Source organism: Bacillus sp. PPSBB_11 (assembly GCF_038023285.1).
GTDB lineage: Bacteria > Bacillota > Bacilli > Bacillales > Bacillaceae > Bacillus > Bacillus altitudinis.
Genome location: NZ_CP150633.1, coordinates 3630963 through 3649113, shown reverse-complemented (window position 1 = coordinate 3649113; position 18151 = coordinate 3630963). Strand labels below are relative to the sequence as shown.

Sequence of the window (18151 nt, the reverse complement as noted above, 5' to 3'; positions counted from 1 at the left end):
CTCGCACGGAAATCCTTTTTTTTCATGACATTTTGGACATACTACTTGCTGGAGGTGTTTATATGAAACGTGATGAAAAGAAAAACCAAGAAGAAAAAAATCAATCAGTACAAACGTCTTCAATGGTGGCAAGGGCAGCAGCCACAGGTTTTGTCGGCGGAGTTTTTTGGGGCTTTATCGGATTTCTGACCCATATGTTTCATTTTTCAGAGGTGAGTCCAAATATGCTGTTGCAGCCATTTGTGCTTGGTGAATGGAAAAAAGGCGGACTTGGTACATTTATGAGTATTGTACTTTTAGGGATTTTATCTATTGGGGCAGCCTTTATTTATTATGGACTGCTCAAACGGATAAAAGGTTTTTGGATGGGGCTGATCTATGGCGCGATTTTATGGCTGCTTGTTTTTTATGTATTTAATCCTATATTCCCCGATGTGAAGCAAGTGCAAGATTTGCAGCAAAGCACCATTGTGACGACATTTTGCCTATATATTTTATATGGCATGTTTGTCGGATACAGTATTTCATTTGAATATAATGAATTAACGAGTCAGAAGCTTGCAAGGGCACTCGGGAAAAAGACAGAATAAAGTGTAAATCCACCATTCATATGATAAAATTATTTTTGGAAACGAAAGGTTTCTAAGGAAAAAGAAACAGACATCGATATAGAGTGAATTAGGGTGAAGGAGTGGTCATATGCCTCATTTTCTAGTGCTGAATGGGCCCAACTTAAATAGGCTCGGCAAGAGAGAGCCAGGAGTTTATGGAAGTAAAACATTAACAGATTTAGAAACGGATTTGTTTCAGTTTGCAGAAAGAGCAAATATTCAATTGACGTTCTTTCAATCGAATCACGAGGGAGATTTGGTCGATGCGCTCCATGAAGCAGAAGACCAGTACGATGGCGTCGTGTTTAACCCGGGTGCTTTTACCCACTATAGCTATGCACTGAGAGATGCCATTGCAAGTATTACGTTACCTGTCATCGAAGTACATATCACAAATGTTCATAAGAGAGAGGAATTCCGCCATCATTCGGTTCTTGCTCCAGTATGCCAAGGTCAAATCGTTGGACTCGGTTTAGAAGGATATAAATTGGCGATTCGTTATTTAGTCAGTGAAGGGGGAGCAGTATCATGAAACTTGAAAAACTAAGAAAACTTTTAGCTGAATTAGACATAGATGGTTTAGTGATTACGAGCAGCTTTAATTTACATTATATGACGAGTTTTACTGGATCAGCCGGTCTTGCCATCGTTTCAAAGGATCGTGCCGCCTTTATTACGGATTTTCGTTACACAGAGCAAGCCAAGGATCAAGTAAAGGGCTATGACATCATTGAACATAAAGGAAACATTGTGGAAACTGCTGTCCAAACGGCAAACGAATTTGGGGTGAAACGTCTTGGTTTTGAACAAAACCATATGACATTTGCCACCTACCAGCAGTACTCGGGGAAAGCAAGCGGTATCGAGCTTGTTCCAGTCTCAGAATCAGTTGAAAAGTTGCGCTTGATTAAGTCTAATGAAGAGATTAAGATATTAGAGGAAGCTGCGAAGATTGCAGATCGTGCCTTTGATCATATTCTCACGTACATCAAGCCGGGCCTGACAGAAATTGCGGTCATGAACGAGCTTGAATTTTTCATGAGAAAAGAAGGGGCAGAAGGATCTTCATTCGATATGATTGTTGCCTCTGGCGTTCGTTCAAGCCTGCCACACGGGAGAGCGAGCGAAAAGGTGATTGAATCTGGCGACTTGGTGACACTGGATTTCGGTGCCTATTATAAAGGCTATTGTTCAGACATGACTAGAACCATTGCTGTAGGAACACCAAGCGACAAATTAAAGGAAATTTATCATATCGTATTAGAAGCAGAAAACGCTGGTGTGGATAAAATCAAGCCAGGCTTAACAGGAAAAGAAGCTGATCGCATCACACGAGACATCATTGAAAAGTATGGCTACGGTCAATACTTCGGGCATTCGACTGGACATGGTCTTGGTATGGAAGTACATGAAGCACCTGGCCTTTCCTCGCGCTCAGATGTCGTGTTAGAAGAGGGAATGGTTGTGACAGTTGAACCAGGCATTTACTTGCCGGATGTCGGCGGCGTGAGAATTGAGGATGATATTGTCCTGACAGCTGACGGCAATAAACGATTGACCCACTCACCGAAAGAACTTATCATATTATGATGGTGAAATGTAGGAGGATGACAAAATGATTTCAGTAAACGATTTTCGTACAGGCCTGACAATTGAAGTGGACGGCGGTATTTGGCGTGTAGTGGATTTCCAACACGTAAAACCAGGAAAAGGCGCAGCGTTTGTCCGTTCGAAACTGCGTAACCTGCGTACAGGTGCGATTCAAGAGAAAACATTCCGTGCAGGTGAAAAAGTAGCGAAAGCTCAAATTGAAACAAAAACAATGCAATATTTATATGCAAATGGCGATCAGCATGTATTCATGGATACAAGCTCATACGAACAACTTGAACTAAGCGAAGCGCAAATCAAAGATGAGCTGAAATATTTGCTTGAAAATATGTCGGTTCAAATCGTCATGTACGGTGATGAAACACTTGGAGTAGAACTTCCAAACACTGTAGAACTAGAAGTAGTAGAAACAGAGCCTGGTATTAAAGGCGATACAACATCAGGTGGATCAAAACCTGCAAAAACAGAAACTGGTTTAATCGTGAACGTTCCTTTCTTTGTGAACCAAGGTGATAAACTAGTGATCAATACATCTGACGGTTCATACGTTTCAAGAGCGTAATGAACAGAGAGACTGTAAACCTCGTGTTTACAGTCTTTTTTTATTTGAAAAATAGGACGCCTCGTTATGACACCCCTTACTCTATTCTCTCATCCATCTCTCTTCCTTTTGAAAAACAAGACTACTTCTAGCTAGTGAAGCATATAGTGTAAAAAAAGCTGGAGGTTCTATATGAAACAATTTCTCCCGGGTATACACCCATCAGTCGCTGCCATGGCTGGGATGAGGTTTTTATCTGCCGCGATTGAACTGACGGCCGCCATCCTCATTTTAGTGACAAATGATGTGCGTAAAGCGGTTGTCATCAATAGTATATTAGCGATTATCGGGCCGCTCATTTTTATTATCACGATGACGATTGGAATCTATCAAATTGCAGGGCAGTTATCCTATGCGAAGCTTGTGTTTATTTTCATTGGTGTCGTATTTATTCTTGTTGGAATTTATAAGTGAAATGGCTTGGCATAATTAACGGCATGCATCATACATTTTAGAGAAGAAAAAAAGGAGGGGAATTCGTTGCGGAGTTTGTTGGATATTCTCCCGCACTCAATTGGACAAGAACTCAGCATGTTAAAAGAAGCAGAGTGGGCGCAAATAGAAGAAATCCGCATTCGCACCGATCGCCCAATTGAGCTGATGCAAGGAGGAAAACCCCGCTTTCTTTCCTATCATACAACAGGTGAAGATGCGGCTCAGCTATTAGGCAGGCTCAGTAATTACAGCATGTACACACTTGAGGAAGAGTTAAAACAGGGCTATATCACCATATCTGGCGGACATCGGGTTGGGCTTGCTGGAAAGGTCATCGTCGAAAATGGATTCGTCAAAGGCTTAAGAGATATTTCTTCATTTAATATTCGCATCGCAAAAGAGAAGATCGGAATTGCTCTGCCGTTTCTCCCTTATTTATATGAAAAACATTGGTGTAACACACTGATTATAGGTCCGCCGCAAACCGGGAAAACGACATTGCTGCGTGATCTAGCACGTCTTGTCAGTACAGGAACAACAACCATTTCTCCTAGAAAAACAGGGATTGTAGATGAACGATCTGAAATCGCAGGTTGTATAAGAGGAGTGCCGCAGCATTCTTTTGGGCACCGGATTGATGTACTTGATGCGTGCCCAAAGGCTGAAGGGTTAATGATGATGATCAGGTCCATGAGCCCAGAAGTCATCATTGTCGATGAAATCGGAAAAAGTGAAGATGTACAGGCACTGCTAGAAGCAATCCATGCTGGAGTCACCATTATCGTCTCAGCTCATGGGTATTCTCTTGAAGACTTATCTAAACGGCCATCATTTGAACCGTTATGGCAGCTTCGTGTGTTTGATCGATATGTGGAATTAAATAGAGAAAAAGGGCCTGGCACGATCGGACGGATATTTGACCAAGAGGGACAAGAGCTGAAGAGGAGGCGGGGAGTGGACGTATGTTAAAGCTTATTGGTGCTATTTTCATTGTTGCGGCTACGACATGGGGAGGATTCGAGTTTGCGAAGCGGTACAGTGATCGGCCAAAGCAAATCCGCCAGCTCCGGTTTGCACTCCAATCTCTTGAAGCTGAAATTATGTATGGTCAAACACCTTTAGCTAGAGCCGCTGACCAAATTGCGTCCCAAGTAGGACCGCCTGTGAATCGGCTATTTGAACAATTTGCAGAAAAACTCAACGTTGGAACCTTTTCTGCGAGGCATGCATGGAATGAAAGTCTAGAGGATGTATGGAAAAAAACCGTATTAAAAAAAGGCGAATATGAGGCGCTGAAGCACTTTGGAGAAACCCTTGGTCAGCATGATGTGACGGCTCAGCAAAAATATATCAAGCTAGCTTTAGGCCATTTGGAATCAGAGGAAAAAGAAGCTGAAGTTGCCCAAGCGAAAAATGAAAAAATGGTGAGAAGTCTTGGTTTTCTAAGTGGGTTACTACTGATTCTGTTATTGATGTGAGAAGAAGGGAGTCGAGAGCATGGGCGTTGATGTAAACGTCATTTTCCAAATTGCGGGAGTGGGTATCGTCGTGGCTTTTCTCCATACGATTTTAGATCAAATGGGGAAAAAAGAGTACGCACAGTGGGTGACACTGCTTGGATTTATCTACATTTTATTTATGGTTGCTACCATTGTGGATGATTTGTTTAAGAAGATTAAAGCCGTATTTCTATTTCAAGGATAGGGGAGGGCTTACAAATCGAAATTATTCAAATTGTTGGACTTGGTTTAATCGCTACTTTTCTAGCATTAATCGTCAAAGAACAAAAGCCAACCTTCGCCTTTATGCTTGTTGTGTTTACTGGGTGTGTCATTTTCCTTTATTTAATCGATCAAATCTATGCCATTATCTCCATGATTGAAAAAATTGCAGCAAGTGCAGGCGTCAATATGAAATACGTTGAAACCATTTTGAAAATCATTGGCATTGCCTATATTGCAGAATTTGGTGCCCAGCTCACAAAGGATGCTGGACAAGGCGCCATCGCTTCAAAAATAGAGCTTGGCGGCAAAATTCTTATTTTGGTCATGGCGGTACCGATTTTAACGGTCATCATTGAGACGATCCTAGGTATGATCCCGTCCATGACTTGATGGAAAAGAGGTGATGATGATGAAACGGGTGACAGCTGTGCTAGGGTTTATGATGTTCTTTTGGATGATCGTTCCGTATGCAGGTGCAGAAGAAAGTGTGCCTTTATCAAGTGAAGAACCGGTCGCAGAAGAAGTTGCGGGTGGACAGGCTGATGCCTTAGAGCTTCATTCTATCAGTGACTTTTGGGAAACGATATTGGACGAGTATGGCGGCTTTCTGCCTGAAAGCCAAAAAGGTACAGTGAAGGAAATGATCGATGGCGATAAAGAGCTGTCTCCCCAAACGTGGCTGAAGGCTTTTGTTCATTATCTGTTTCATGAGCTGATTGCCAATGGAAAGCTCTTAGGTACACTTATATTACTCACCATCTTTTGTTCGCTTTTGCAGCTTTTGCAAAATGCGTTTGAACAAAGCACTGTTAGTAAAGTTGCATACGCTCTTGTTTATATGGTGCTTATCATTATTGCATTAAACAGTTTTCATGTTGCGATCTCTTATGCAACAGAAGCCATTCAAACGATGACTAGTTTTATTCTTGCTCTTATTCCTCTTTTATTAGCACTTATTGCCTCATCAGGCGGGCTTGTCTCAGCCGGATTCTTTCATCCTGTGATTTTGTTTTTAATGAACACGAGCGGTGTTTTTATTCAATATGTCGTTCTTCCGCTCATCTTTTTATCAGCGATCTTGAGCATCGTCAGTACATTGACCGAACAATACAAAGTGACCCAGCTGGCCCAGCTGTTAAGAAATGTCGCCATTGGCGGGCTCGCTGTTTTTTTAACTGTATTCCTCGGCGTCATTTCAGTACAGGGGGCATCTGCTGCTATCACTGATGGCATCGCTCTTCGCACAGCCAAGTTTATTACCGGAAATTTCATCCCTGTCCTTGGCAGAATGTTTACTGATGCGACAGATACCGTTATCAGCGCCTCTGTGCTGCTGAAAAATACGGTTGGCCTTGTAGGCGTTGCCATTTTGATTTCAATTGCGGCTTTCCCAGCGATTAAAGTGCTGTCGCTCGCTCTGATTTATAAATTGGCCGCTGCGATTCTTCAGCCTTTAGGGGGCGGGCCGATTATTAGCTGCCTTGATGTCATTTCAAAAAGTGTTCTTTATATATTTGCTGCATTAGCTGTTGTATCGCTTATGTTCTTTTTAAGCATTACCGTTATCATCACAGCTGGCAACCTCACCATGATGATGAAGTAAGGAGGGGACACCATTTGAGTTTTCTCACAGAATGGATCACAAGTATTATCCTATTTATTTTATTTGCGATTGTGATTGATCTTTTGCTTCCCAATTCAAGCATGCAGAAGTATGCAAAAATGGTCGTCAGCTTACTGTTAATTGTGGTGATGCTCAATCCGATTTTTGCGTTATTCCGGGCAGATCCTGACCAAATTTTCTCAGAAATCATGAAAGGGAAGGACCAAGCGCAATCAGAAGAAATAAAAAATCAGATGAATTTAGAAAAAAAAGAAATACAAGCTTCACAGCGTGCATATATTTTAAAGCAAATGGCTGTCCAACTAGAAAAAAGCGCAAAGGAGCCACTGGAGAAGGAGAGCTATGAAATGAAACACGTAGAAGTGTTGGCAGATGAGGAGCACCTTGATCAGAATATGGAGGCAGATCAATTTCGCATCAAAGCAGTCCTTGTCCCGCTCACAGGTGATGCTGTAGAAATGGTGGCAAAGGTCGACATTGATCTCTCCAGGCAAAAGGAGGAAAGCGCCGGGGCGTCAGCAAAAGAGATGGCGAGGGTGAAAGAGACGCTTGCAGATGTATGGAATACACGGCCTGAACACATTGCGCTGAACATTGAGGGAGGTGACGCAGCAGATCATGAATAACAAAGACTGGAGACAAAAACTGAAATCAATGTTCCAAGCACCTGAAAAAGGTGAAGGGAAACCAAAATTAACGAAGCACCATTACTTACTGCTTGTCTTCATCATCGGCGTGTCATTCATGTTAGTCAGTCAGATTCTGTCACCGCCATCAAGCAAACAAGAGGCTGCTGTTCCTGCGTCTAAAAAAACATCCTCAGAAGAGCAGGCGGTGTTCAAACCATCCTCTTCAGGTAAGTCAAACAACTCGATAGAGGATGTTGAACAAGAATACGAAAATCAGCTGAAAGAGATTTTAGAAACGATCATTGGTGTTGAGGATGTTTCCATTGTGGTAAATGTAGACGCAACTTCTTTAAAAGTGTTTGAAAAAAACAAATCCAATAAAAGCACTACGACCGAGGAAACAGACAAAGAAGGCGGCGTGCGAAGTGTCACGGATCAAACAAAAGAAGAAGAGATTGTCATTATTAAAAATGGAAATGAAGAAACACCTGTTGTTGTCCAAACGAAAAAGCCAGATATTCGAGGTGTCCTCGTTGTTGCTCAAGGAGTAGACAACGTTCAAATAAAGAAAACCATCATTGAAGCGGTTACACGAGTGCTTGATGTACCGAGCCATAGAGTGGCTGTTGCCCCTAAAAAAATCAAGGAGGATTCGGAATGATGTTAAAAAAACAAACGGTTTGGCTATTAACGATGCTAAGTTTAGTTGTCGTATTAAGTGTGTACTATATCATGTCTCCACAAGGTGAGAATGCTGTGACAGTAGAAGATACAAAATCAAAAGGAATGGAAGAGAAAAAGGCTGAGCCAGAAAAAGGGACTGACAAAGGAACCGAAAAGAACGCAGAAGAGAAATCAACTGACAAAGAAACCAATGCGAAACAAGAAGATGTTGAAACAAGTGGAGAAGAAGGAAAGGCTGTTTCAGAGCAGACCGACGATGAACTTTTCACAACCTACAGACTTGAACTGGAAGATAAGCGCAGCAAGCAGCGTGAAGAGTATAACGAAATCGTGTCTAGCGATGATGCAACAGCGCAAGAGAAAAGTGAAGCTTATGATCAAATGACAGCACTTAGTGAGGCTGAAGGAACAGAGCGTCAGCTGGAGACATTAATCAAAACAAAAGGATATAAAGATGCGCTCGTCAGTGCAGAAGGAGATAAAGTAAACATCACGGTTCGTTCTGATAAAAAATCAAAGTCCCAAGCAGCAGATATTATTGATTTGGTCACAAAAGAAATGAGAGGGCTTGATAACGTAGCCGTCACTTTTGAGCCATCGAATCAATAAAAAATGCACAAGCGCCCTTTTCTGAAAAGGGCGTTTTTTCATGCGGGTTGACGCCCTTTTTCAGATGCTTGCGCAAGGTGTCTCATCACATTAATAGTTGAATTCAACGAAATCCTCCTGTAAGATGGTTATAGTATGTACTTTTAGTACTAGCCTATAAAAAAAGATAAATCCATACATAGGGGTGCAAATCCATGTTAAAAATTGAAGAGATTCATGAACTAATTAAATTAATTGACGAATCAACAATTGATGAATTTACGTACGAAAATGAAGGTGCAAAAATCAAGTTAAAGAAAAATAAAGAAGTCGTTCAGCAAGTTGCGGCACAAGCACCAGTGGCTCCTGTCCAAGCAGCTCCAGCTCAACAAGCTCCTAAAGCACAAGCTCCAGCTCAGACCGAAGCCCCTGCACAAGAGAAAGCCGCGTCTGAAAACCTGCATAAAATCACATCCCCAATGGTTGGCACATTTTACGCTTCTTCTTCACCAGAAGCAGATCCATATGTGACAACAGGTTCTAAAGTGAAGGAAAACTCAGTTGTATGTATCGTTGAAGCGATGAAACTGTTTAATGAAATCGAAGCAGAAGTAAAAGGCGAAATCGTCGAAGTATTAGCTGAAAACGGTCAGCTTGTAGAATTCGGACAACCCCTCTTTCTAGTGAAAGCAGAGTAAGGAGTACGATCATGATTAAAAAGCTATTAATTGCAAACAGAGGAGAAATCGCAGTTAGAATCATCCGTGCTTGTAAAGAGCTTGGAATTGAAACAGTTGCGGTATTTTCTGAAGCGGATCGTGATGCGCTGCATGTTCAAATGGCTGATGAAGCATATTGCATCGGACCGACTGCTTCAAAAGATAGTTATTTAAATGTGACAAATATTGTCAGTGTGGCAAAACTAACAGGTACAGATGCCATCCATCCAGGATATGGTTTCCTTGCTGAAAATGCAGACTTTGCAGAGCTTTGCGAGGAATGTAATGTCATCTTTGTTGGACCAACTGCGTCAGCAATTTCCAAAATGGGAACGAAAGATGTGGCAAGAGAAACAATGAAGCAAGCTGGAGTTCCAATTGTCCCTGGTTCTCAAGGAATTGTAAAAGATCTTGATGATGCTGTTTCAACAGCAGCTGGTATTGGGTATCCTGTCATTATTAAAGCAACTGCAGGCGGCGGTGGTAAAGGTATCCGTGTGGCTCGCACAGAAGAAGAGCTCATTAACGGTGTCACCATCACGCAGCAGGAAGCAGCACAAAACTTCGGGAACCCAGGTGTCTATTTGGAGAAATTCATTGAAGACTTTAGACACGTTGAAATTCAAGTCCTTGCTGATCAGCATGGGAATACCATTCACTTAGGTGAACGTGATTGTTCTATCCAAAGAAGAATGCAAAAGCTTCTGGAAGAAACGCCATCACCTGCACTAAATGCAGATATTCGTGAGCAAATGGGTGAAGCTGCCGTAAAAGCAGCCGAAGCTGTTGAATACACAGGTGCCGGAACGGTTGAATTCATTTACGATTATAATGAAGAGAAGTTTTACTTCATGGAAATGAATACACGTATCCAAGTAGAGCATCCTGTAACGGAAATGGTCACTGGTGTTGATTTGATCAAAGAACAGATCAAAGTAGCTTCAGGTGAAAAGCTTTCCCTTACGCAAGAGGATGTCGTATACGAAGGCTGGGCGATTGAATGTCGTATTAACGCAGAGAACCCTGAGAAAAATTTCATGCCTTCTGCTGGTGAAATTAAAATGTACCTTCCGCCAGGCGGTTTAGGAGTACGTATTGATTCTGCCGCTTATCCTGGTTATGTGATTCCGCCATATTACGATAGTATGATTGCGAAAGTGATCACATATGGTAAAACGAGAGAAGAAGCAATAGCAAGAATGAAACGTGCGCTTCAAGAATTCGTCATTGAAGGAGTCTACACAACGATTCCATTCCACCTCAGATTACTAGAGCACGAAACATTTGTGAGCGGTAATTTTAATACGAAGTTTTTAGAAACGTATCAAATTATGAAATAATAACAGCTTTCGGAGGTGAATGATCGTGTCAGAAAACAATTTGCTTGAAATGAACCTTGATGAAGATCAATTGGGAAAAGTGCAAATTGCGCCAGAAGTGATTGAAGTCATTGCTGGGATCGCTGCATCAGAGGTCGAAGGAATTGCGGAAATGCGCGGCAACTTCGCTGCTGATGTGGCAGAACGCTTTGGGAAGAAAAATCACCGTAAAGGTGTGAAAGTAGATGTCTCTGATGAAGGCATCACAATTGATGTGTATTGTGTGGTTGAATTTGGCCTATCCATTCCAAAGGTATCCACTGCTGTTCAAGAAAATATCCGTCAAACCCTTTTAAACATGACGGCCTTAACGATTAATGAAATCAACATTCATGTCGTCGGCATTCAATTTGATACAAAAACAGCTGAAGCTGAAGTTGATCAAGAAATGTAAAAATGGTTGAAGTGAAACCAAGGAGGCATTGCCTCTTTGGTTTTTTAAAGCCCATTTTTGGGAAAATTCCACATGATGATTACGTCACGCATGGAGTGATTCGTTTTTCGTCACAGCTCGCATGGATCTTGGTGCGACTGCGGTCAAAATATGTTATGATCTCTGTATGGCTTAACGACAAGCGGATAAAGTGGTTAAAGGAGTAAATAATGAAAAGAAGAACTGCAAGAGAAAAGGCGCTACAAACATTATTTCAAATTGATGTCAGCAATATTGATCCGAAAGAGGCCATTACACATGCGCTGGATGAACAAGAATCAGATCCTTTTTTCGAGGAACTGGTTTTCGGTGTGCTCGAACAAAAGGACAAGCTCGATGACATGATTTCACAGCATCTTGTGAATTGGAAACTTGATCGTATTGCGAACGTAGACAGAGCCATTTTAAGGCTGTCTGTGTACGAAATGGTATATCAAGAAGATATCCCGGTGAGTGTTTCAATGAATGAAGCCATTGAACTTGCTAAATTGTTCGGTGACGATAAGGCGCCGAAATTTGTAAATGGTGTACTTTCAAACATTAAAAACGACCTAAAGCAGTAATAGGAGGATTCGACATGACAGCAACAATCATCGATGGGAAAGAAACAGCAAAAGAAAAGCGTGAACAATTAGCAAAAGAAGTAGAAGAGCTAAAACAAAAAGGAGTCACACCTGGTCTTGCCGTTATTCTAATCGGTGATGATCCGGCTTCACTTTCTTACGTACGCGGGAAGAAAAAAGCAGCAGAAGCCATGGGCATGCATTTCCAGCTTGATCATTTAGATGCTTCTTTAACAGAAGAGGAATTGCTAAAGATGATTGATCAGTACAATGCAAATGATCAATTCCACGGAATTCTTGTTCAGCTTCCACTGCCAAAACATATTTCTGAAAAAGCCGTCATTGAACGAATTTCACCAGAGAAAGACGTAGATGGTTTTCATCCGCTGAATATCGGGAAAATGCTACTTGGAGAAGACACATTCCTCCCTTGCACACCAGCTGGTATTGTTGAATTATTGAACAAAACAGGTGTGGATCTCTCTGGAAAAGAAGTGGTCGTTGTAGGACGAAGCAATATCGTCGGCAAACCAGTTGGACAATTGCTATTAAACGAAAATGCAACCGTCACCTACTGTCATTCAAGAACGGCGAACATTTCAGAACATACGTTAAAAGCGGACATTTTAGTTGTTGCCGTCGGTCGAGCAAACTTTATTAAAGCTGACCAAATTAAAGAAGGCGCGATTGTCATTGATGTAGGAGTCAATCGTCTAGAAACGGGGAAACTTGTAGGGGACGTTGACTTTGAAGCAGCAAAAGAAAAAGCTTCTTACATCACACCAGTCCCTGGCGGAGTGGGTCCAATGACAATTACGATGCTTGCACACAATACGGTTAAATCAGCAAAACGTACATTATCATAAGCTTGATCCATTCATCCACCTGCGTGCTGCCGGTGGATGAATGTGCGTTTTTGAAGAGGAGGAATACGTCATGAGTGAAAAAGCCTTTGTGACGGTCACAGCCCTTACAAAATACATAAAAAGAAAATTTGATGTTGACCCTCATTTAGAAGATATTTGGATCAAAGGTGAGTTATCAAATGTGAAGATTCATTCAAGAGGTCATGTTTATTTCACCTTAAAGGACGAAAATGCACGTATGCAAGCTGTCATGTTCCAGCGCTCCGCGTCCAAGCTGCCTTTTTCACCAAAGAGCGGAATGAAAGTGTTCGTACGTGGCGGAATTCAAGTCTACGAACCGAGCGGAAGCTATCAATTATATGCAAAAGAAATGCAGCCTGATGGTGTTGGTGCTCTTCATCTTGCCTATGAAGAGCTGAAGAAGAAACTAGCAAGTGAAGGCTTATTTGATGAGCGCTATAAAAAAACAATTCCTGAATTTCCAGAGGTTGTTGGTGTCATTACATCCCCAACAGGAGCAGCTGTTCGAGATGTCATTACCACGATCAATCGGCGCTATCAGCAGGCCAAGATCATTGTGCTTCCGGCATTAGTCCAAGGAGAAAATGCTCCGCGTTCGATTGTGGAACGGATTAAAGAAGCCAATGAAAAACAGCTTTGTGATGTCTTGATTGTCGGGAGAGGCGGAGGATCGATTGAAGAACTTTGGGCCTTTAATGAAGAAGCAGTCGCAAGAGCGATCTTCGCATCAGACATTCCAATCATTTCTGCCGTTGGGCACGAAACAGACTTTACCATTAGTGATTTCACTGCAGACATGAGAGCACCCACACCAACAGGAGCAGCAGAACTAGCTGTTCCAAGCACAGCCGACTTAATCGAACGAATCAAATCAATCGACATTCGGTTAACAAGAGCGGTAAAAAATCGAACGTCACAAGCAAAAGACCGTCTTGTGGCACTTCAATCCTCCTATGCTTTCCGTTTTCCAAAACGATTACAAGAGCAAAAAGAGCAGCAATTCGATATGGTATTTGATCGTTTTCAAAAACAGCTGACAAGACAAATGGAACAAAAACGCAGTCAACTTGACCGCCAAACATATAGACTGAAGCCGCTTCATCCAAAAGAGCAGCTGCTTCAGGCGAAAAAACGTCACGCCAATGAAACAGAACAGCTCGTTCGGAGCATGAATGTGCAAATGAAAACAATTCATTCGCAGTTCCAATCGGTTCTTGGTAAACTAAATGCATTAAATCCGCTTCAAGTCATGGAAAGAGGCTATAGTTTAGCCTATAAAGAAGATGAGCTCATTAAAAGTGTGAATCAAGTAGAAACGAAGGATCAACTGACGATTACAATGAAGGATGGACGTCTGATTTGTGAGGTTATTGAGAAGGAGGGCAATCATCATGACAGAATCAAATAAACAAAAAGAAGAACAAATGACATTTGAAGAGGCCATGAAAGGACTTGAAGAGATTGTGGGAAAGCTCGAAGAAGGCGATGTACCGCTTGAACAAGCTATCCACTATTTCCAAGAGGGTATGACGCTCTCAAAACTTTGCCATGAAAAATTACAGCATGTTGAAAAGCAAATGGATTTCATTTTAAAAGAGGACGGTGAACTGGCTCCTTTTTCAGTGAAGGAGGCAGATGCTGGTGACAAGTAACTTAAACGAATTTTTAACAACACGAAAACAAGCAATTGAAGATTATTTATTTACATATGTGCAGGAATTGTCTATTCCAGAAGAGCTGAAATCTTCTATGCTTTATTCTCTGAAAGCTGGCGGAAAAAGACTGCGTCCTGTGCTTGTTCTTGCTCTTTTAAATGCGTATGGAAAAAGGGAAGAAGACGGTATACCAGTAGGCTGTGCAGTGGAAATGATTCATACGTATTCGTTGATACATGATGATCTTCCTTGTATGGACGATGATGATCTGCGCCGAGGAAAGCCGACCAACCATAAAGTATACGGCGAGGCAACAGCTGTTCTTGCAGGTGATGCGCTGCTCACTGAAAGCTTCCGTCTGATCACATCGCAATTATCTGACGATGTACCTGCTGATCAAAAGCTTCGAATCATCGATGAACTTGTTACATCAGCAGGTGCACTCGGAATGGTTGGCGGGCAATTTGATGATATGGAAGCAGAACAGAAACAAATCCCTCTTTCTGAATTAGAATCGATTCATGCCCGCAAAACAGGAAAGCTACTCACCTTTAGTGTGGTTGCTGGTGCGATACTGGCAGGTGCACCTGATGATGAGATCGAAAAGCTGAGAGAATTCAGCTATCATATTGGCATTGCTTTTCAAATCCGTGATGATATTTTAGATCTTGAAGGCAGCGAAGAGAAAATAGGAAAGCGGATCGGCTCCGATACAGCAAATGAAAAGTCGACATATCCTTCTTTATTAACGCTTTCAGGAGCAAAAGAAAAGCTGGATGAACATATCACTCGTGCGAAAGAAATTGTCTCAAATCTTGAGTTGGAGCAAAACTTGCTGCATGATTTATGCGATCTGATTGCCTCACGAGATCACTAAAAACAGCCTAGATTTGAGGGTCCTCGAGCAATTGTGGTAAACTGTAAACAGTTTATCATGATGAGACAACTCTTATTCCTGAATTGGTTTTCATAGGAATAAGGCATTATATATGTAGATAGAAATTTTGTTGAAAGCGAGTTGATCCTGATTGGATCTTTTATCAATAAAAAATCCAACGTTTCTAAAAGGAATGTCAAATGCAGAATTAGAGGAGCTGAGTGCGGACATTCGCACGTTTTTAATTGAGTCATTAGCGAACTCTGGTGGGCACATTGGTCCAAACCTTGGTGTCGTTGAACTTACTGTTGCACTTCACAAAGTATTTGACAGCCCGAAAGACAAATTTCTTTGGGATGTTGGACATCAGTCTTACGTTCACAAGCTGTTAACTGGAAGAGGCGCCGAGTTTGATACACTTCGTCAGTATAAAGGGCTCTGCGGGTTCCCTAAACGAAATGAAAGTGAACATGATGTTTGGGAGACTGGACACAGTTCAACCTCATTATCTGGTGCAATGGGAATGGCGGCAGCGCGTGATATTAAAGGAACAGATGAATACATTCTCCCGATTATCGGCGATGGTGCACTAACCGGCGGTATGGCGTTAGAAGCACTGAACCATATCGGGGATGAAAAAAAAGACATGATTGTGATCTTAAACGACAATGAAATGAGTATTGCGCCAAACGTTGGGGCGATCCATACAATGCTTGGCAGACTACGTACAGCTGGTAAATACCAATGGGTAAAGGACGAGCTTGAATACTTATTCAAGCGTATCCCAGCAGTAGGAGGGAAGCTTGCTGCAACAGCAGAACGTATCAAGGACAGTCTGAAATATTTGCTTGTCTCTGGTATGTTCTTTGAGGAAATGGGCTTTACTTACTTAGGACCAGTAGATGGACATTCCTATGAAGATTTGTTTGAGAATCTTGAGTACGCAAAGAAAACAAAAGGCCCGGTTCTCCTTCATGTCATCACGAAAAAAGGAAAAGGCTATAAGCCGGCCGAATCTGATAAGATCGGCACATGGCACGGAACAGGCCCATACAAAATCGACACAGGTGACTTTGTAAAACCGACAGCAGCTGCACCGTCATGGAGTGGTCTCGTCAGTGAAACCGTTAGAAAGCTGGCAAGGGAAGATGAGCGGATTGTCGCAATTACACCTGCAATGCCTGTTGGCTCAAAGCTTGAAGGGTTTGCAAAAGAATTCCCTGAGCGAATGTTTGATGTTGGAATTGCAGAGCAGCACGCTGCAACAATGGCTGCTGGACTTGCTACACAGGACATGAAGCCATTTTTAGCGATTTATTCAACGTTCCTTCAAAGAGCCTATGATCAAGTGCTGCATGATATTTGCCGTCAAAATCTCAATGTGTTCATTGGAATTGACCGTGCAGGTCTTGTCGGTGCAGATGGAGAAACACATCAAGGTGTGTTTGACATTGCTTTCATGCGTCATATGCCGAATATGGTTCTCATGATGCCAAAGGATGAAAATGAAGGACAGCATATGGTCAACACAGCCATTCAATATGATGATGGTCCAATCGCCATGCGCTTCCCGCGTGGAAATGGACTAGGCGTCAAAATGGATGAACAGCTGAAAACCATCCCAATTGGTTCTTGGGAAGTTCTTCGTCCCGGGAAAGATGCTGTCATTTTAACATTCGGTACAACCATTAAAATGGCGCTGCAGGCAGCAGAAGAACTGCAAAAAGAAGGTAAATCAATCCGTGTTGTCAATGCACGTTTCATTAAGCCTCTTGATGAAGGCATGTTAAATGAGATACTGTCTGAAGGTTTGCCAATTTTAACAATAGAAGAAGCGGTGCTTCAAGGTGGATTTGGCAGCAGCGTATTAGAATATATTCACGACAAAAAAGCGTCTCATATAAAAGTAGAACGTATGGGCATTCCAGATGAATTTATTGAGCATGGAAGTGTCGATGCGCTACTTGAGGAAATTGGACTGACGAAAACGCAGGTTGCTGAAACGTTACGTGACCTGCTTCCCGCAGCACCAAGAAAAGGAATTGGATCATGACATCAAAGAAAGAACGACTTGACGTTTTATTAGTCGAACAAGGACTAATGGAAACGAGAGAGAAAGCAAAACGCGCCATTATGGCAGGGATCGTTTATTCAAATGAAAACCGTTTGGATAAGCCAGGAGAAAAAATCGCTCGTGATACCCCGCTGACTGTGAAGGGGAATCCGCTGAAATATGTCAGTCGAGGTGGGCTAAAGCTCGAAAAGGCACTTCAAGAATTTGATTTAACCGTTGAAGGAAAGCTTTTAATTGATATCGGCTCATCAACAGGGGGATTTACAGATTGCGCACTCCAAAATGGGGCAGTCAAATCCTATGCTGTGGATGTTGGCTACAATCAGCTTGCGTGGAAATTACGACAGGATGATCGGGTGATCGTCATGGAACGCACCAACTTCCGCCATTCTGTTCCGGCAGATTTCACCGAAGGATTGCCAGAGGTTGCATCTATTGATGTATCATTTATCTCGCTCAAACTCATTCTTCCCGCATTAAAGCATATTCTTATCCCAGGCGGCGACTGTATTGCGCTAGTAAAGCCGCAGTTTGAAGCGGGCAGAGAGCTTGTTGGAAAAAAAGGCATTGTGCGAGAACCTTCTGTACATCTTGGTGTGCTAGAAGAAATGAATCAATTTGCTGCAAAAGAAGGCTATGATGTAAAGGATGTTTCGTTTTCACCGATTACAGGCGGAGATGGAAATATTGAATTTCTCCTCCACTTGGTCCTGCATCCCGATCAAGAAGAGAATACGGCACTTCCAGTATCTGAACTTGAAAAAGTCGTCAAAGAAGCCCATGCCGTATTGAAAGAAAAGAAAAACAGTCCTGAGCCGGCTGACACATGAATTATTGAAACAAAAGGAATAATAGCTCGCTATTATTCCTTTTAGATTGTTGACAAAGGGCTAAAATGAACTTGATTTTAGCCCTTTGTCTTCTTTTCAGCGTGATAGAAAACCTTTGCAGCCCTAGGAAGGACGAGTACTGGCGCGAAGCGAATTTGGCATTCGTGAGCACCAGAGCGCAGGACTGACAAAGAATGCGAGGAATAATAGCTCGCTATTATTCCTTT

23 protein-coding genes are annotated in these 18151 nt (G+C 42.2%); all 23 read left to right on the top strand.

The annotated features are described in order from the left end of the window. Positions 1–62: 62 nt before the first annotated feature. The 23 genes from V7L95_RS17970 (at position 63) to V7L95_RS17860 (ending at position 17924) form a co-directional block, all read left to right on the top strand. On the top strand, positions 63–590 hold the full coding sequence (locus tag V7L95_RS17970) for a YqhR family membrane protein (protein ID WP_035390792.1): 528 nt from the start codon (positions 63–65) through the stop codon (positions 588–590). 109 nt (positions 591–699) lie between these two features. After that, positions 700–1143, top strand: coding sequence for a type II 3-dehydroquinate dehydratase (gene aroQ / locus V7L95_RS17965; RefSeq protein WP_007501195.1), 444 nt, complete (start codon positions 700–702; stop codon positions 1141–1143). Further along, a complete protein-coding gene (locus V7L95_RS17960; protein WP_017367581.1) occupies positions 1140–2201 on the top strand; it encodes a Xaa-Pro peptidase family protein in 1062 nt (353 codons plus the stop codon). Before aroQ ends, V7L95_RS17960 begins: the two co-directional genes overlap by 4 nt. 25 nt (positions 2202–2226) lie before the next feature. After that, positions 2227–2784 (top strand): elongation factor P, encoded by a 558-nt coding sequence (gene efp / locus V7L95_RS17955; RefSeq protein ID WP_007501192.1) that lies wholly within the window; start codon positions 2227–2229, stop codon positions 2782–2784. Positions 2785–2955: 171 nt separating this feature from the next. Continuing rightward, positions 2956–3237: a YqhV family protein gene (locus V7L95_RS17950; RefSeq protein ID WP_017367580.1), complete on the top strand. Its 282-nt coding sequence runs from the start codon at positions 2956–2958 to the stop codon at positions 3235–3237. A 66-nt stretch (positions 3238–3303) separates the two neighbouring features. Then, positions 3304–4227, top strand: a complete 924-nt coding sequence (spoIIIAA, locus tag V7L95_RS17945) for a stage III sporulation protein AA (RefSeq protein WP_083693024.1) — start codon at positions 3304–3306, stop codon at positions 4225–4227. Continuing rightward, positions 4221–4736, top strand: coding sequence for a stage III sporulation protein SpoIIIAB (gene spoIIIAB / locus V7L95_RS17940; RefSeq protein ID WP_007501189.1), 516 nt, complete (start codon positions 4221–4223; stop codon positions 4734–4736). Before spoIIIAA ends, spoIIIAB begins: the two co-directional genes overlap by 7 nt. A gap of 19 nt (positions 4737–4755) precedes the next feature. Next, on the top strand, positions 4756–4962 hold the full coding sequence (gene spoIIIAC / locus V7L95_RS17935; RefSeq protein ID WP_003153142.1) for a stage III sporulation protein AC: 207 nt from the start codon (positions 4756–4758) through the stop codon (positions 4960–4962). Beyond that, positions 4959–5372: a stage III sporulation protein AD gene (gene spoIIIAD, locus V7L95_RS17930; protein WP_087978339.1), complete on the top strand. Its 414-nt coding sequence runs from the start codon at positions 4959–4961 to the stop codon at positions 5370–5372. Before spoIIIAC ends, spoIIIAD begins: the two co-directional genes overlap by 4 nt. A gap of 64 nt (positions 5373–5436) precedes the next feature. Further along, complete coding sequence (gene spoIIIAE, locus V7L95_RS17925) at positions 5437–6585, top strand: stage III sporulation protein AE (RefSeq protein ID WP_230677075.1); 1149 nt, start codon at positions 5437–5439, stop codon at positions 6583–6585. 14 nt (positions 6586–6599) lie between these two features. Beyond that, positions 6600–7232 carry a stage III sporulation protein AF gene (gene spoIIIAF, locus V7L95_RS17920; protein WP_041506967.1) on the top strand — a complete coding sequence of 211 codons (633 nt, stop codon included), beginning with the start codon at positions 6600–6602 and terminating at the stop codon, positions 7230–7232. Further along, a complete protein-coding gene (gene spoIIIAG, locus V7L95_RS17915; protein ID WP_035390787.1) occupies positions 7225–7896 on the top strand; it encodes a stage III sporulation protein AG in 672 nt (223 codons plus the stop codon). The genes spoIIIAF and spoIIIAG overlap by 8 nt, the downstream gene beginning before the upstream one ends. Next, the gene (locus V7L95_RS17910; RefSeq protein WP_024718861.1) at positions 7896–8528 is read left to right on the top strand and encodes a SpoIIIAH-like family protein; all 633 of its coding nucleotides are present in this window, start codon (positions 7896–7898) and stop codon (positions 8526–8528) included. Before spoIIIAG ends, V7L95_RS17910 begins: the two co-directional genes overlap by 1 nt. Positions 8529–8722: 194 nt before the next feature. Beyond that, entirely contained in the window at positions 8723–9205 is a 483-nt protein-coding gene (accB, locus tag V7L95_RS17905; protein ID WP_008342216.1) for an acetyl-CoA carboxylase biotin carboxyl carrier protein, read from the top strand. Between the two features lie 11 nt (positions 9206–9216). Next, positions 9217–10566 carry an acetyl-CoA carboxylase biotin carboxylase subunit gene (gene accC, locus V7L95_RS17900; RefSeq protein ID WP_008342217.1) on the top strand — a complete coding sequence of 450 codons (1350 nt, stop codon included), beginning with the start codon at positions 9217–9219 and terminating at the stop codon, positions 10564–10566. Positions 10567–10591: 25 nt separating this feature from the next. After that, the gene (locus V7L95_RS17895; RefSeq protein WP_017357965.1) at positions 10592–10999 is read left to right on the top strand and encodes an Asp23/Gls24 family envelope stress response protein; all 408 of its coding nucleotides are present in this window, start codon (positions 10592–10594) and stop codon (positions 10997–10999) included. A gap of 209 nt (positions 11000–11208) precedes the next feature. Further along, positions 11209–11601 (top strand): transcription antitermination factor NusB, encoded by a 393-nt coding sequence (gene nusB / locus V7L95_RS17890; RefSeq protein WP_008342218.1) that lies wholly within the window; start codon positions 11209–11211, stop codon positions 11599–11601. 14 nt (positions 11602–11615) lie between these two features. Then, positions 11616–12467 carry a bifunctional methylenetetrahydrofolate dehydrogenase/methenyltetrahydrofolate cyclohydrolase FolD gene (gene folD / locus V7L95_RS17885; protein ID WP_007501171.1) on the top strand — a complete coding sequence of 284 codons (852 nt, stop codon included), beginning with the start codon at positions 11616–11618 and terminating at the stop codon, positions 12465–12467. A gap of 70 nt (positions 12468–12537) precedes the next feature. Continuing rightward, the gene (gene xseA / locus V7L95_RS17880) at positions 12538–13896 is read left to right on the top strand and encodes an exodeoxyribonuclease VII large subunit (RefSeq protein ID WP_017357964.1); all 1359 of its coding nucleotides are present in this window, start codon (positions 12538–12540) and stop codon (positions 13894–13896) included. Beyond that, positions 13880–14140 (top strand): exodeoxyribonuclease VII small subunit, encoded by a 261-nt coding sequence (locus V7L95_RS17875; protein WP_003215880.1) that lies wholly within the window; start codon positions 13880–13882, stop codon positions 14138–14140. The genes xseA and V7L95_RS17875 overlap by 17 nt, the downstream gene beginning before the upstream one ends. After that, positions 14130–15020: a polyprenyl synthetase family protein gene (locus V7L95_RS17870; RefSeq protein ID WP_008342221.1), complete on the top strand. Its 891-nt coding sequence runs from the start codon at positions 14130–14132 to the stop codon at positions 15018–15020. The genes V7L95_RS17875 and V7L95_RS17870 overlap by 11 nt, the downstream gene beginning before the upstream one ends. 151 nt (positions 15021–15171) lie before the next feature. Beyond that, positions 15172–17073: a 1-deoxy-D-xylulose-5-phosphate synthase gene (gene dxs / locus V7L95_RS17865; RefSeq protein ID WP_007501165.1), complete on the top strand. Its 1902-nt coding sequence runs from the start codon at positions 15172–15174 to the stop codon at positions 17071–17073. Further along, entirely contained in the window at positions 17070–17924 is an 855-nt protein-coding gene (locus V7L95_RS17860; RefSeq protein ID WP_007501164.1) for a TlyA family RNA methyltransferase, read from the top strand. The genes dxs and V7L95_RS17860 overlap by 4 nt, the downstream gene beginning before the upstream one ends. Positions 17925–18151 lie beyond the last annotated feature (227 nt).

Excerpts from the sequence above, each read along its gene's own strand:
- V7L95_RS17970 (WP_035390792.1), top strand. The coding sequence starts at position 63 with ATGAAACGTGATGAAAAGAAAAACCAAGAAGAAAAAAATCAATCAGTA.
- aroQ (WP_007501195.1), top strand. The coding sequence starts at position 700 with ATGCCTCATTTTCTAGTGCTGAATGGGCCCAACTTAAATAGGCTCGGC.
- V7L95_RS17960 (WP_017367581.1), top strand. The coding sequence starts at position 1,140 with ATGAAACTTGAAAAACTAAGAAAACTTTTAGCTGAATTAGACATAGAT.
- efp (WP_007501192.1), top strand. The coding sequence starts at position 2,227 with ATGATTTCAGTAAACGATTTTCGTACAGGCCTGACAATTGAAGTGGAC.
- V7L95_RS17950 (WP_017367580.1), top strand. The coding sequence starts at position 2,956 with ATGAAACAATTTCTCCCGGGTATACACCCATCAGTCGCTGCCATGGCT.
- spoIIIAB (WP_007501189.1), top strand. The coding sequence starts at position 4,221 with ATGTTAAAGCTTATTGGTGCTATTTTCATTGTTGCGGCTACGACATGG.
- spoIIIAC (WP_003153142.1), top strand. The coding sequence starts at position 4,756 with ATGGGCGTTGATGTAAACGTCATTTTCCAAATTGCGGGAGTGGGTATC.
- spoIIIAE (WP_230677075.1), top strand. The coding sequence starts at position 5,437 with ATGATCGTTCCGTATGCAGGTGCAGAAGAAAGTGTGCCTTTATCAAGT.
- spoIIIAG (WP_035390787.1), top strand. The coding sequence starts at position 7,225 with ATGAATAACAAAGACTGGAGACAAAAACTGAAATCAATGTTCCAAGCA.
- V7L95_RS17910 (WP_024718861.1), top strand. The coding sequence starts at position 7,896 with ATGTTAAAAAAACAAACGGTTTGGCTATTAACGATGCTAAGTTTAGTT.
- accB (WP_008342216.1), top strand. The coding sequence starts at position 8,723 with ATGTTAAAAATTGAAGAGATTCATGAACTAATTAAATTAATTGACGAA.
- accC (WP_008342217.1), top strand. The coding sequence starts at position 9,217 with ATGATTAAAAAGCTATTAATTGCAAACAGAGGAGAAATCGCAGTTAGA.
- nusB (WP_008342218.1), top strand. The coding sequence starts at position 11,209 with ATGAAAAGAAGAACTGCAAGAGAAAAGGCGCTACAAACATTATTTCAA.
- folD (WP_007501171.1), top strand. The coding sequence starts at position 11,616 with ATGACAGCAACAATCATCGATGGGAAAGAAACAGCAAAAGAAAAGCGT.
- xseA (WP_017357964.1), top strand. The coding sequence starts at position 12,538 with ATGAGTGAAAAAGCCTTTGTGACGGTCACAGCCCTTACAAAATACATA.
- V7L95_RS17875 (WP_003215880.1), top strand. The coding sequence starts at position 13,880 with ATGACAGAATCAAATAAACAAAAAGAAGAACAAATGACATTTGAAGAG.
- V7L95_RS17860 (WP_007501164.1), top strand. The coding sequence starts at position 17,070 with ATGACATCAAAGAAAGAACGACTTGACGTTTTATTAGTCGAACAAGGA.